This window comes from Cellulophaga lytica DSM 7489 (assembly GCF_000190595.1).
GTDB lineage: Bacteria > Bacteroidota > Bacteroidia > Flavobacteriales > Flavobacteriaceae > Cellulophaga > Cellulophaga lytica.
In genome coordinates this window covers 2,137,221-2,152,071 of the sequence record NC_015167.1, presented here as the reverse complement: position 1 = coordinate 2,152,071, position 14,851 = coordinate 2,137,221, and the positions used below count along the sequence as shown (strand labels likewise).

Genomic DNA, 14,851 nt, shown 5'->3' with positions numbered 1-14,851 from the left:
TTTTATTCAGCTTATTTTAATAGGCAGTTTTTAATTTAGAACGCATTGTTTTTGCAGCAGCCACCAAATTTTCTAAAGCAGCTTTTGTTTCTGGCCAATCTCTAGTTTTTAATCCGCAATCCGGATTTACCCAAATATTATCTACAGGCAACAACTTACTTGCTTTTTCTAAAAGATCTTCTATCTCTTGCAATGTAGGTACACGTGGCGAGTGTATATCATAAACACCAGGACCAATTTCATTAGGATATTTATAATCTACAAATACGTTTAATAAATCCATTTTAGATCTAGAGGTTTCTATAGTAATTACATCTGCATCTAATTTAGTAATATGCTCTATAATATCATTAAACTCAGAATAGCACATATGCGTATGTATTTGCGTTTTATCTGCCACTCCAGAAGTAGCTATTTTAAAACTCTCTACAGCCCAAGTTAAATATGCATCTCTATATTCTTTTCGTAATGGTAAACCTTCTCTAATAGCAGGTTCATCTACTTGAATAGCCTGTAAACCTGCTTTTTCTAAATCTACAACCTCATCTCTAATTGCTAAGGCTATTTGCTTACAGGTTTCAGACCTTGGTTGGTCATTACGTACAAAAGACCATTGTAAAATAGTAACCGGCCCTGTTAACATACCCTTTACTACTTTAGAACTTAAAGACTGTGCATAGGCAGACCAGTTAACTGTCATTGCCACTGGTCTAGATACGTCTCCAAATAATATTGGTGGTTTTACAGCTCTACTACCATAACTTTGTACCCAACCAAAACTAGAGATAGCAAAACCATCTAGTTTTTCTCCAAAATACTCTACCATATCATTACGCTCACACTCACCGTGTACAAGTACATCTAACCCTATTTTTTCTTGAAAACGTATGGTTTCTTCAATTTCTTTTTGAATTAATGTATTGTAAGCATCTAAACTAAGTTCTTTTTTCTTGAATTTAGATCGCCAACTCCTTACTTCTTTTGTCTGTGGAAAAGACCCAATAGTTGTTGTTGGGTATACTGGTAACTTTAGTTTATTTTTTTGAATTTTTTGACGTGTTGAAAACTCTGCATTACGCTCACTATCATTTGCAGTTAACAAACCTATTCTTGCTTTTACCGCAGCATTATGTATAACTAAAGATTCTTTTTTTGCTTTATGCGCCTTAGTGTTACTTAATAATTTAGCAACAACCTCTTTACTTGTGTCTCCTATAGCAAGTTTTTTAATTGTAACCAACTCATCTACTTTTTGTTTAGCAAAAGCCAACCATTGTTTTACACTTGCAGGTAACGTTTCTTCATTCTGTTCCAAATCTAAATCGTAAGGTGAGTGCAATAAAGAACAAGAGGTTGCTAACCAAACATTCTCTTTTCCTATTTTTTCTTCAACCTTTTTAAGTGTTGCAATTGTATCTTCAAAGTTATTTTTCCAAATATTTCGTCCGTCAACCAAACCTAAACTAAGTATTTTATCATTCTTAAAATTAGTCGCATTTAAAACATCATCTAATTGTAAAGAACAACGCACCAAATCTAAATGTAAAGCGTATACTGGTAACTGAAGTACAGTTTCTAAATTATCTCCATAACAATCAAAATAACTAGTTAAAATAATTTTTAAGTCGGGAAATTTACCGGCTAATTGGGTATACAATTTAGTTACTGCCTGCCTATCTTTAGCTGTAAGGTTTAATGCCAAACAAGGTTCATCTAATTGTACGTGTGTTGCCCCAGCTGCAACCAACTCTGTTATCAACTCAAAAAATACAGGTAACAAATTGTTTAACAAATCTATTTTATTAAAGCCCTCCTCTTTTTCCTTTCCTAAAAGCAAATAAGTAACCGGACTTAATACTACTGGTTTTGTAGTAATGTTATGTGCTAATGCTTCTTTAAACTCCTCTACAGGTTTTAAAGAGAACAATTCAAAATCTTGATTAGCTGTAAACTCTGGCACTAAATAATGATAATTGGTATCAAACCACTTAGTCATTTCCATAGCAGTAACATCAAACTCATTATTTTGTAAGCCTCTTGCCATAGCAAAATATAAGTTTAGCTTAGATTCTTTTTCTTTTATTTTCTGATATCTTGCAGGAATACAACCGTAGGTTAAGGTAGCATCTAAAACCTGATCGTAAAAAGAAAAATCGTTAGACGGAATAAGATCTACTCCTGCCTTTTGCATTAATTTCCAATTGTAAAGTTTTAACTGCTTACCCATTTCTACCAATTCGGTTTTAGTAGCTGTACCTTTCCAGTACTTCTCGCTTACTTTTTTTAACTCTCTTTTAGCTCCAATTCTTGGGTAACCTAAAACATTAGTTTTCATAGCATTGTAAATTTATTATTCTATGCAAAGTTTAGTATAATAAATATTTTAGCTAAATAAGTTGTTGATTTTAGAAATAACAACTACAAGATATGTAGTAAAAAGAATAATAATCTTTTATACATTTGTTTCAAATCAATTTTTAGATAAATTTTCTATGAGCAACTTAGACCAGATAGATGTACAACTTTTACGATTACTACAATTAAACGCTAACCTAACTTCTAAAGAATTGGCCAACAAAGTAAATTTATCTACAACGCCAGTTTTTGAAAGAATAAAAAGGTTAGAAAGAAATGGATTTATAAAAAAATATGTTGCTGTTTTAGATGCCGAAAAGTTAGAGAAAGGATTAACTGTTTTTTGTAATATTAAACTAAAGCAGCACACTAAAGATATAGGGCACAATTTTGTAAAAGAAATTAAGTCAATAAAAGAAGTAACAGAGTGTTACAATATTTCTGGTGATTTTGATTTTTTACTTAAAGTGCAAGTAAAAGATATGCTGCATTACCAAGACTTTGTGTTAAATGGCTTGGGCTCTGTAAAAAGTGTAGGAAGCACGCACAGTACATTTGTAATGGGAGAAATAAAAAACACCTACGCTATACCAATTTAGATATACTGTAGGTGTTTTAAAATCTTGTATTCTTTATTTAGAATCTCTTTATTGTTTTTATGGTGTGCATAATACCTATAGATACCGTAGACCATTCTGTATTATCTCCTAATTGTATGCCTGTATATGATAAATTAAGCTCTGTACTTTCTCCCATTAAATAACCTATTTGAGGTCTGTAATAAAAGCCACCTTCATTATCATCATTTAGTCCAAAACCCTGACCTAAATCTGCGCCAAAAGAAAAAGAATTGGATGTCCAAACACGCACAGAAGCTGCAGCTTTTAAAAACTGAATATCAGGTAAATCATTAGTAATAGTGCCTGTATGGTATTTTTCTGCAAAGCCGTGTATGTAGCCACCAGTTACACCTAAGTCTACTACTTCACCCAATGCCCACATATGGCCTATATCTGCAGCAACTATTAAACTTACATTATCTGTATAATCATCTAAAGGAATACCACCTTGTATACCTATTTTTAATCCTTCTTGTGCAGATAAGTTTACAGCCATTACTGCAAACACAATTAGTAACGTAATTTTTTTCATTTTTTGTTTGGGGTTTAGTTATTTATTGCCAAAACTAAACGCTTACATAAAAGATGCATAATTAATGTTGCAAAACACTTGTTTACCGTTGTAGAACAACTGTTTTATAAAGTTGTACAGTAAAAACTTATTTATTTATTGAATTTAAAATCCAATCTAGCTCTGGATCGTAATTGTTTGCACGATCCTCTAAAGTAGGTGTAATAACTATGTCTGGTTTAACGCCATACCCCTCAATTTCAGTTTTAAAAGGTGTTTCTAAAACCATTAATCCAAAGTATAACATTAGCTTAGAATTTGGCAGTCTAACCAATTTTGTTTGGCCTGCAACAGTACTATTATAAGCACCGCCTGTTTCCTCACCAACAATAATGCCTCTTTTACGTGCTTTTATAACATTAGAAAATACAGAAGATGCAGAAAAAGAACGGCCATTTATTAATACATACACATTACCTTTATAATTATTTTCTTTAGGTGCTGCTATCTTAGATTCCTTAAACTTATATACTAGCTTCCCATTTTTTTTGTGCGCCTTAAAAACTTCTTTAAAAAATAGAAACGGCACAAATAAAGACTTGTATGCTGCTCCATAAACTGTTTTGTTACGAGACATATAAGACTTTATCATTGGGTATCTTGTGTTTACCTCTCCTTCCTCAATAAACTTAAATTTATCCTTTGCTAAGTAAGAATATAAATCGTGAATTTCTACCAATCTACCACCTCCATTATCACGTAAGTCTATAATTAAATTTTCAGTTTTTGCTGAGTCTATTTTTTTAAAAGCCTCTTCATAAAAAGCTTCGTAATCACCTCTAGTAAAGCTTCTAATTTTCATATAAGCAACGCTACTATCTTCACCTATAAAATCTAAATTTCTGTTATAATACTTTTCAGAGTAACTATATCCGTATTTATGATAATCCTTTAGTTCTTTCTTTAACTTTTTTGAAGCAAGTTTTCGTTCTTCTTTCGTCTTTTTAATTGGTTTTTTATCATTTAAACTATCTTTTTTTGCTTTAGGAAACCTTGTAGAGTCTCTTGGTATTCTTCTAAAAATTTTGGTATATAAACTATCATTTTTAGAAAATGTAACCTCTAAACTATCTAATCTACCTTTATCATAATAGTAATATCTAGCTAATTTCTGCGCAGAATATTTGTTATGAAAAGTTGTGTTATAGCCGTCTGAAGAAAAATAAGTTTTGTATTTTTTTAGCAAGTCATCAACAGAATCATCTCCTAACTTAACCACTCTACTACCTACCATTGTACTGTCTTCTCCAAGAGTATTCTTAACCAAAACAGCATCTTCTACATTCTCAAACCTTAAATAAGACCATTCATTTTTTAGTTTATTTAAAGCTTTACCTTCTTTACGTGTATATTTTTTTGTTGGCACAGAAATACCTGCATGTCCTTGCCTAACCTCTGCTACAACAGGAGCTAATTTCTCATAAAAAGCGTAAGTTGTCATAGGCTCTGTAATACTATCCTTTAAGGTTTTAAATTTTGCATCTAACTCCTTTTTAGACGTATAAAGATATAATTGAGGGTGTAATTTTTGTAGTTTTCGGTAAGCTACATCAACATCTTTATGCAGTTCTTCTACATTATGCAACTTAGTTATTTGCTTGTTGTGTTTGTCTACACTTGCGCAGGAAATAAGCAGCACAAATACTAAAAAGGAATATAAAATTTTTATCAAAGGTTTGTGGTTTAGTGGTTTGACTTTATATTTTTTATTAAAAAACATAACATATTTTATGCCAATAAAGTTAAATTATTGAATACATCGAAAATAATTTTTAACAATATTTTATTTTCATCAATCCTAAGTCTCTATTTTGTACCTTTAACTTGTATGAAGAAAAAAATTGCCATACTCCTTTTTATACTAATTGCATTGCCTTTATTGGCAATTTTTTGTTCTAATAGCGTTATTAAAAATGCCGCTAATGGAAAAACCTATTATGCAGTAAACACTGTACCACACAATAGAGTTGGCTTGGTTTTAGGCACAACTAGCAAACTAACAAATGGGAGTCCTAACCCTTATTACGTACACCGTATAAATGCAACAATTGCTTTGTACAAAGCGCAAAAAATAGACTTTGTTTTGGTTAGTGGTGATAATGGCAGTAAGTACTATAATGAGCCAGATACTTTTAAAAGAGATCTTGTAAAAAAAGGTATTCCTGCAGAAAAAATATTTTTAGACTATGCCGGCTTTAGAACTTTAGACTCTATGGTGCGTGCACACGTTATTTTTAGCTTAGATAATGTTACTGTAATATCTCAAAAGTTTCATAATGAAAGAGCTATTTATATTGCAGAAAAAAAAGGCCTTACTGCTGTTGGTTTTAATGCTAAAGACTTAAACGGAAAAGCAGGTTTAAAAGTGCAAACCAGAGAATATTTAGCACGTGTTAAAGTGTTTTTAGACATATTGTTTAATACTGAACCTAAATTTTACGGCGAAAAAATAGTGATAGAATAGTACATACTACAATGCAAAAAATTACAACTTTACTTAAAAATTTAGGGCCAGGGTTACTTTTTGCAAGTATGGCAATTGGCACCTCTCACCTAGTATTGTCTACCAAAGCTGGGGCACAATATGGTTGGATAATGTTAGTACCTATTATACTTGCTAATATTTTAAAATATCCTTTTTTTGAGTTTGGTATTAGGTATACCAACGCTACTAACAAAACACTTATAGAGGGCTATTTAAATCGTGGTAAAGGGTATTTATGGTTTTATGCACTAATTACACTTGTGTCTACATTTACCATTTTAGCAGCTTTGTATTTGGTAACTTCTGGTTTACTTATAAATCTTTTAAATTTCACAAATGCATCTATAACCCTAGTTGCATTTGCTTTATTTGCTTTTATATCTGCACTACTTATTATTGGTAAATATGTTTTTTTAGAAAAATCTTTAAAAATTATAGTTTCAATTTTAGGAATTGCGCTTTTAGCTACAACTGCTATGGTTATTTTTAAGGGTAAGGTTAATGAAGTTGCCAACTTTAATCCTCCGTCACTTTTTAGCAATGCCAGCATTTTATTTATTATTGGTTTAGTTGGTTGGATGCCTACTGCCGTAGAAACCTCTAGTTGGTTAAGTATGTGGACCATTGAAAAGCAAAAACTAACCAACAAAAAATTAAACCTTAAAGAAGCATTGTCTGAATTTAACTTTGGCTACATTGTTACTGCAATACTTGCTATATTTTTTATGACAATTGGGTGCTTATCTCTTTATGGCACAAATACAGAAATGAGTAGTAGTGCTGTAGGTTTTGCAGATCAACTAATTAATTTATTTACTGTACATATTGGTGAGTGGACAACCATTTTTGTTGCTACAGCTGCTTTTGCAACAATGTTTAGTTCTTGTATGACGGCTCATGATGCAATTGCAAGGGTTAGTATTGATGTATTACAAAAACTAAAAAACAAGCCAAATAATACCACTGAAGAAATAAAAAAACAAAGTAAATCTTATTTTACGATAGCCGTACTTGTGCTTACGGTTATAAATTTGGCTGTAATTGTATTTTTTAATTCTAATATGGGAAAAGTAGTAGCTTTGGCTACATTTGTATCTTTTATAGTAGCTCCTGTAGTTGGTTATATGAATTTAAAAAATGTACTAAGTACAGATGTAGCTAAAGAGCACCAGCCTAAAAAGTGGTTACAAATACTTACTTACCTGGGCATTTTATTTTTAAGTCTTTTTGCTGTTTACTATTGTTATATAGAAATTATTGCATAAAAAAACCGACTCTGTAAAAAGTCGGTTTAAACTACATACTGTGTTTTATAGTGAGTTATCCATAATTTCCTTAACAATTTCTGGATTTAGCAACGTACTAATATCACCTAAATTCCCCGTATCATTAGAAGCTATTTTACGCAAAATACGACGCATAATTTTACCACTTCTTGTTTTAGGCAGGCCAGTTACAAATTGTATTTTATCTAGCTTAGCAATAGGTCCAATGTGTTCTGTTATTTGCTGATTTATTTCATTTCGTAAATTATCTCTATCTCTAGTTTCACCAAACTCTTTTAAAATAACATAACCATACAAAGCATTTCCTTTTACATCATGCGGAAAACCTACAATTGCAGATTCTGCTACAGCCGGATGCTCATTTATGGTATCTTCAATTGGTGCGGTACCTAAATTATGTCCAGATACAATAATAACATCATCTACACGACCTGTAATTCTGTAATAACCAACACCATCTCTTAATGCGCCATCACCTGTAAAATATTTGTCTTTATAGGCAGAAAAATAGGTATCTCTATATCTTTCATGATTGCCCCAAATAGTTCTTGCAATAGAAGGCCAGGGATATTTAATACACAAACGCCCTTCTACTTGATTTCCTTTTACTTCTTGTCCGTTTTCATCCATTAAGGCAGGTTGTATACCAATAAAAGGCAACGTTGCATATGTAGGTGTTGTCGGTGTAACATACGGTATAGGAGAAATCATAATTCCACCAGTTTCTGTTTGCCACCACGTATCTACAATAGGACTATTATTTTTACCTACATTATTGTTATACCAATGCCAGGCTTCCTCATTTATAGGTTCGCCTACAGAGCCCAATACTTTTAAGGAAGATAAATCATGGTTTTCTACAAAATCCATATTTTCTTTTGCTAAAGCTCTAATAGCTGTTGGTGCGGTATAAAACTGAGTCACTTTATGTTTTTCTACAACTTCCCAAAAGCGTCCAAAATCTGGATAAGAAGGCACACCTTCAAACATTACTGTAGTAGCGCCATTTGCTAAAGGACCATAAACAATGTAAGAGTGGCCAGTAATCCACCCAATATCTGCTGTACACCAATAAATATCATTTTCTTTATACTGAAAAATATTTTTAAACGTATACGCTGTATACACCATATAACCACCTGTAGTGTGTACCATACCTTTTGGCGTACCAGTAGAACCAGATGTATATAAAATAAATAATGGATCTTCTGCATCCATTATTTCTGCCACACAATCTCCATAAGCTTCATCTAACAGTGGTTGTAACCACTTATCCCTACCTTCTACCATTGTAATCTCTGCATTGGTACGTTTTGCTACCAAAACAGTTTTTACCCCAGGACAATCATTTAAAGCAACATCTACAATACCTTTTAAATCAATAGACTTTTTACCTCTAAAAGAACCATCAGAGGTAATTACAAGTTTACAATCAGAGTCATTAATTCTTGTTGCCAATGCATTAGAAGAAAAGCCTGCAAAAACAACAGAATGTATAGCTCCTATTCTTGCACAAGCTAATAAAGAAACTGCTAATTCCGGAATCATAGGTAAGTAAATACAAACCCTATCACCTTTTTTAACGCCGTTTTCTTTTAATACATTAGCCATTTTACAAACACGCTTATGCAACTCGTAATAACTAATGTGTTGCGCTTCCTCATTAGGGTTGTTAGGTTCAAAAAGAATTGCTGTTTTTTCTCCTCTAGTTGTTAAATGTCTGTCTATACAATTCTCCGTAATATTCAGTTTTGCATTTTCAAACCATTTAACCTCTGGTTTAGAAAAATCCCAACTTAAAACATTATCCCACTTTTTCCTCCATAAAAAATGTTCTTCAGCTATTTCTTCCCAAAATGCTTCTGGGTTACGTACAGATTTTCGGTATACCTGAAAATACTCCTCTAAATGCTTAATGTGATAATTACTCATACGTTATTTGTTTTGTGCTTATGGTTACCAATAACTAGTATTGCATCATTAAAACAATAGTTATTTTGTTTGATGATAATGCACATCAACCTAAAAGAACTAAAAAACATAAACACAATAAATTTGCTAAATATGTGATTTTTTGCTCTTAAAACTATGTTTTAAAGAATGATTTCCTATAAAATTAATTGAATTATTAAATATAGGAAAATATAGAAAAGTATTCGTTTAATTAGTACAAAAAAATTATAGTAATATTCAATAAACTTAACTAGCTATAAGAAATACATTTAAGCATACTATAATTACAAAAAAAGAGCTGTATTAATACAGCTCTTTATAATTTAAAACAACAATGTTGCACCTACGGTTTTCTGCGTGAAAGTAGTCTATACAATACACACCATTTACACATTTGTTTAGTACGTGATCTTCTCCGTAACCAATAGTGTATAAAATATTTTTAGAAGGTATACCGTTATTTAAAAGGTATTTTTTAATATTATCTGCACGTGCTTGTGAAATTCTAAAGTTAGATGAAGAACCTCCCTTACTGTCTGTATGCGATTCTATTTGAAGGTTAAACTCTGGGAACTTTTTAATTATTGTTATTGCCTTATCTAACTCTTTTATAATATCTGGTGTAAGTTTACTGCTTTTGGTTTTAAAAATAAACTTATTTAACTTAAGCATAGATTTTCCTTCTTTTTCTACCACAAAATCATCTGCAAAGTCTAAGTATATAGGAGTTTGTTTTTTATTTTTTAATTCTTCAGCAGTATAAAACTGTCTAAATAAAGAGTATTTCTTTTTAGAAGCTATTATTGTAATTTTTTCTTGCCAAGGCACTTCTATTTCATAAGAACCATCTTCTGCAGACTCTAACTCTTTTATTACTTTATTATTTTGGTCTAGTACTTTTATAGCTACATTACCAATCCTAATATTAGTTAGTGGATTTAAAGTTTTACCCTGCAATACAATGGTATTAAGTTTAGGCTTTTCTGCTACTGTAAAACCGTAAATATCATCTTTACCTTTACCACCATCTCTATTAGATGAAAAGTAACCTTCTAAGCCGCCAGTAGTATTATTTTTTACAATAAAACCAAAGTCGTCTTTAGCGGAGTTAATACCTTTTCCTAAATTTATTGGTACACCTGCACTGCCATCTGCCTTTAAATTAGACTTGTAAATATCCATACCTCCGTAGCCATAAAAAACATCAGAAGAAAAATATAATCCGTTTTCAAAAACAAAAGGAGAAATTTCATTTCCAGGAGTATTTACCCTTGGTCCTAAATTTATTGGCGCAGACATAATTTGTCCATTGCTGGTATTTACATAATAAATATCTGTACCTCCATAGCTGCTATCTTCAAAATTAGCAGCAAAATATAAACGCTGAGAATTTGCATCGTAAAAAGGATAATAAAAGCTAGTACTTAAGTGCTTAAGTATAAAATTAAACCTATTGTTACGGTCTACTTCTGCAATAGAAAGTGCATTTTTTCCTTTTTCATCATACAGCATTTCACCATTTTTTTCATTAGATAGCACATAAAATAACTTATCTAACTCTGCAGAGTAATATGGTGTTGCCTCATGAAAGTTAGCTTTAGGAATACTGTTATATGGTTTTACATTGGTAATATCACCATCATCCTCTATTTCACTTTCATAAATATCTAAGTATATTCTCTCTTCTTTTTTCTTTTTTTTCTTTGCTAAAGTAAGCACTCTATCACTAGTGAAAAGTAATTTATCTTTGTAAAATGATGGTGAAAAGTCTGCCGCAATACTATTTCCTTTTATATTAAAAATAGTATAGTTAGGTAGTACTACGTCTTTTTTATTTTCAATATCAAAATTAAACTTTGCATTTTCTGCCCAAGATGCTTCTTTTAAAATAGTATCGTTTTCTAAATACTTATTCATTTCATCTTTTCCAGATATTGCGTATAAACTACGTAGCATTTTGTTGTAATGAAATGGAGTAACTATAGCATCACTTTCCAAAATCATTTCATAAGTTTGCCACGCTTTTTTAAACTGTTTTGTATTAAAATATGCCTCTGCGTAGTTTAAAAACTGTTGCGTAGTAAGTACAGTTTCTTTACTCTCTTTTTCATATTCTTTAACTGCCTGCTCATACTTATATTGAAAGAAATAACGATCTCCTGCAGACTTCAAATTTTGAGCACAAACAGATAGTACAACTAAATTTAAAAGTAAAAAGCTAAGTTTAAATTTCATATTGTTTGTATTAAAAGAATCTTGGTGTGTCTATTTGTTTAGGTTTTTTATTGTCTTTTGGGCCTTTACTCCTTTTTGTTCCGCCAGATTTACCTAAATAAAACTTTAAAATAACCTCATGAGAGCCATCATTATAGTTTTTAAATGCATTTGTAGAATAGTCATAAGAATATCCTACATAAATAGAGTTAGACACTTGAAAACCTGCTAAACCGCTTACCGCATTATCAAACCTGTATGATGCACCTACGGTCACCAAATCACTAATTAAAAAATTAGTAGATAAGTTTACGTTTAAAGGAGAATCGGTAATATAATTTACCAAAAATGCCGGTTTAAACTTTAGTTCATCACTTAAATCAAAAACAACACCACCAATAAAGTTAACCTGAGTTTTATCTTCTTCAATAACAGCAACCTCATCATTATACAGCGTACTTGTTAGCAAGTTAGGTACAGAAAGCCCTAAATACCAATTGTCTGCATATACAAATGTACCTGCGCCAATAATTGGGTAAAACTCATTGTACTGTGTATCTTGTATTGCTGGTTCATTCTCATATTCAAAATCTCCTTTTGTAAAATCGATATCTAAAATTGATGCTCCTGCATTTATACCAAAAGACCATTTTACATTGTCTGATAATTTTACCTGGTAAGAGTATGATACATTTATTAAAGACTGACTCATTGGTCCTAACTTGTCTGAATATGCATTAAAACCAAGTCCTGTTTTTTCATTAGAAAAAGGAATATTTGCTCCTAAGCGTATTGTGGTAGGTGCACCAGGAACACCTACCCATTGGGTTCTATACAAACTTATAATTTCTGGATCCTCTACACTACCAACATAAGCAGGGTTAAAACTACCAATATTGTACATATACTGCGTATACTGTGGTTCTTTTTGAGCATAGGAATTAGCTGCAATAAAAAACAACATTAGTATACTTAGGCACTTGTATATATGAAGGGATTTTTTCATTTGTTTTTGTATCATCTTATGATTTGAATCCATCCTTTTTTAACTTCTGAGCCATCTGCCAAATCTAACACATAAAAGTAAGTTCCGTTTGGCAAGTCTCCTTTTTTCCAAGTACCGTCCCAATTGTTTTGGTAATTGGTTACGCTATAAACCTCGCTACCCAATCTATTAAAAATAGTTAAAGTATTATTTGGATAAGTCTCTATACAATTAATGCGTAAAAAATCATTAACTCCGTCTGAATTTGGAGAAAATTGATTAAACATAAATCCGCACTCGTCATTACTTCTTGGCTCTATACTTACGGCAACAGATGCTATGTTATTATCTACATTAGCCTCATCAATAGGAAAAGAATCTGTAATTTCTACAGTATTTACGTGTGTACCTTCTTCTAAAACCATAGCTGTAATTTCTAGAACCTGAGTTTCATTCCCTAAAATTTCATCTAACGTCCATACGCCTGTTGTAGCATCATAATTACCCGTAGTAGTTGTGTTGGATACGTGTGTAAAACCAGTTGTACTATTTAAAATATCTGTAACACTTATATCTGTAACCAAACCATCTGTTTCATTGGTTAATGTAATTGTAAAAACAACAACATCACCTACAGTGGCTGTTACTTTGTTTACAGACTTAGAAATAGACATATCTATCTGCTTAATAGCAACTGTAGCAGAACTTTGGTTGTTTGCTGTTGCTGTATCTACAGGGTTACTACTTGTTATTTCTGCGGTATTTATGTGTGTACCACCATCTATAACAGTAGCTGTAATTTCTAATGAGGTACTTTCACCTGCTGCTAATTCTGCAATTGACCAAATGCCAGTGGCGCTATTAAAACTACCTAATTGTGCTATATTAGAAACATATTCAAAACCAGTAGTTTCATCTAAAACATCTGTAATTTCTATAGCTGTTACAGGATCTCCGGTTAAGTTTTCTACAGTAATAGTAAAAACTACATCTTCACCTGTAAAAACTTCATCTCTATCTACTATTTTTGTTACAGATAAATCTGTATCTGTAGGTGCACAATCTAACACCGTAATAGTTATAGTAGTAGACTCTGCTGTACAAGGAGCAACAAAACCTGTTGTTGTATATGTAAATTGATACTCTCCTAATGGCTGATTTGCAAAATCTACACTATTTGCATCTATTGTAATAGAACTAGATGCAGGTTGCGAAGTTAATGTCCACTCACCAGTATCTGCACCTGTTAATTGATCATCTAAATTTACTACCGTTACTCTTCCATTACCTGGTAAAGAACAAGCTGTAGCATCTGTACCTGTACCAGAAGAAGGTTGTGTATTTATTGTTGCCACAACCTCTACCCTATCTGAAGTACAACCGTTTGCTGTAGCCTCTACGTAATACGATGTAGTAACTGATAAAGATGGAGTATCAAAATTTAATCCTGTATGCACCAATGTTCCTCCAGAAGGAGCGTCATACCATAATAAAGAACCATCTGTTGTGGTTCCTGTTAATGTTACAGAACCTTCTCCACATCTAGAATCAGAAGTCCCTGTAACAGTTGGGCTACTATTTTGAACTATTGTAATTTTTAAAGGCGGACTAACACAATTGTTAGCTTCATCTAAATAAAACCCATAAAATTCTCCCGAAAATCCTATTATAGAACTATCATAATAAGAAGAATCATCTAACAAATCATCACTACTACTCCAAGTAAGCACTGTACCTGCTGGTGTAGCACTGGCTACATAGTCATTTAAATCTTTAGTAAAACTATCACAAAAAGTAGTTTCTTCACCAGTTCTTAACTCTGGAGCATCTGGTGCTGTTGCACAAACAGGCTCGTTATCTACAATAATAATCCTAGCAGAAGCTGCTAAAGGGTTTATATTGTATTCTGAGTTTTCAGATAGTGTAATAATTACAGTTTCATCTCCTTCTATTAAGGTGTCATCTACCACACCATCTATATCCAAATTAATACTATTATTAAAAACTGGGATTAATATTGACCCACCTATTGAAGCATAATCTGTACCATTAGTAGCTGTACCAGTTATGGTATAATTTACACGTAAACCAGTAAATGTATTACCTGTTCTAGAAATTCTAAAACTACCTGCCACTTGACCAGTTTCTTCAGCATCATTAGTTCTCTGTACAGAAACATTTTGTCCAAAAGCAAAAAAACTAAAACAAAAGAACATCACTAAAAGACTTAAAGTCCTTTGCTTTTTAATACATTTAAAACTGCCTAATTGTTTAATTTTCATTTTTCTTTTATAGATAGTGTTACTCAACTATAATTTATAACAGATAGACTACAATATTAACCAAAATGCCATTCGTCGATAAACATAATCGACAAAGGAC

At 31.9% G+C, this 14,851-nt stretch carries 10 protein-coding genes; 3 read left to right on the top strand and 7 right to left on the bottom strand.

Annotation, left to right across the window (positions count from 1 at the left end; genetic code table 11):
• Nucleotides 1-16: 16 nt before the first annotated feature.
• Nucleotides 17-2,335 (bottom strand): 5-methyltetrahydropteroyltriglutamate--homocysteine S-methyltransferase, encoded by a 2,319-nt coding sequence (gene metE / locus CELLY_RS09610; RefSeq protein WP_013621482.1) that lies wholly within the window; start codon nt 2,333-2,335, stop codon nt 17-19.
• Between the two features lie 157 nt (nt 2,336-2,492).
• On the opposite strand from metE, the gene CELLY_RS09605 reads away from it, so the two are divergent.
• A complete protein-coding gene (locus tag CELLY_RS09605) occupies nt 2,493-2,954 on the top strand; it encodes an Lrp/AsnC family transcriptional regulator (RefSeq protein ID WP_042257397.1) in 462 nt (153 codons plus the stop codon).
• A 37-nt stretch (nt 2,955-2,991) separates the two neighbouring features.
• On the opposite strand, the gene CELLY_RS09600 is transcribed toward CELLY_RS09605, so the two are convergent.
• A complete protein-coding gene (locus CELLY_RS09600; RefSeq protein WP_013621480.1) occupies nt 2,992-3,507 on the bottom strand; it encodes a hypothetical protein in 516 nt (171 codons plus the stop codon).
• Between the two features lie 127 nt (nt 3,508-3,634).
• On the bottom strand, nt 3,635-5,218 hold the full coding sequence (locus CELLY_RS09595; protein WP_042257394.1) for a S41 family peptidase: 1,584 nt from the start codon (nt 5,216-5,218) through the stop codon (nt 3,635-3,637).
• Nucleotides 5,219-5,374: 156 nt separating this feature from the next.
• Between CELLY_RS09595 and CELLY_RS09590 the strand changes: the two genes are divergently transcribed.
• Nucleotides 5,375-6,010, top strand: a complete 636-nt coding sequence (locus CELLY_RS09590) for a SanA/YdcF family protein (protein WP_013621478.1) — start codon at nt 5,375-5,377, stop codon at nt 6,008-6,010.
• 11 nt (nt 6,011-6,021) lie between these two features.
• On the top strand, nt 6,022-7,296 hold the full coding sequence (locus tag CELLY_RS09585; RefSeq protein ID WP_013621477.1) for an NRAMP family divalent metal transporter: 1,275 nt from the start codon (nt 6,022-6,024) through the stop codon (nt 7,294-7,296).
• Nucleotides 7,297-7,341: 45 nt separating this feature from the next.
• Here the strand turns inward: CELLY_RS09585 and acs are convergent, their stop codons facing one another.
• The 4 genes from acs to CELLY_RS16725 all read right to left on the bottom strand — a co-directional run bounded on the left by acs (nt 7,342) and on the right by CELLY_RS16725 (nt 14,751).
• Nucleotides 7,342-9,249, bottom strand: a complete 1,908-nt coding sequence (gene acs, locus CELLY_RS09580) for an acetate--CoA ligase (RefSeq protein WP_013621476.1) — start codon at nt 9,247-9,249, stop codon at nt 7,342-7,344.
• Between the two features lie 324 nt (nt 9,250-9,573).
• Complete coding sequence (locus CELLY_RS09575) at nt 9,574-11,505, bottom strand: OmpA family protein (protein ID WP_013621475.1); 1,932 nt, start codon at nt 11,503-11,505, stop codon at nt 9,574-9,576.
• A gap of 10 nt (nt 11,506-11,515) precedes the next feature.
• Nucleotides 11,516-12,490, bottom strand: a complete 975-nt coding sequence (locus CELLY_RS09570; RefSeq protein WP_034643142.1) for a PorP/SprF family type IX secretion system membrane protein — start codon at nt 12,488-12,490, stop codon at nt 11,516-11,518.
• A gap of 11 nt (nt 12,491-12,501) precedes the next feature.
• Entirely contained in the window at nt 12,502-14,751 is a 2,250-nt protein-coding gene (locus CELLY_RS16725) for a T9SS type B sorting domain-containing protein (protein WP_013621473.1), read from the bottom strand.
• Nucleotides 14,752-14,851: the final 100 nt, after the last annotated feature.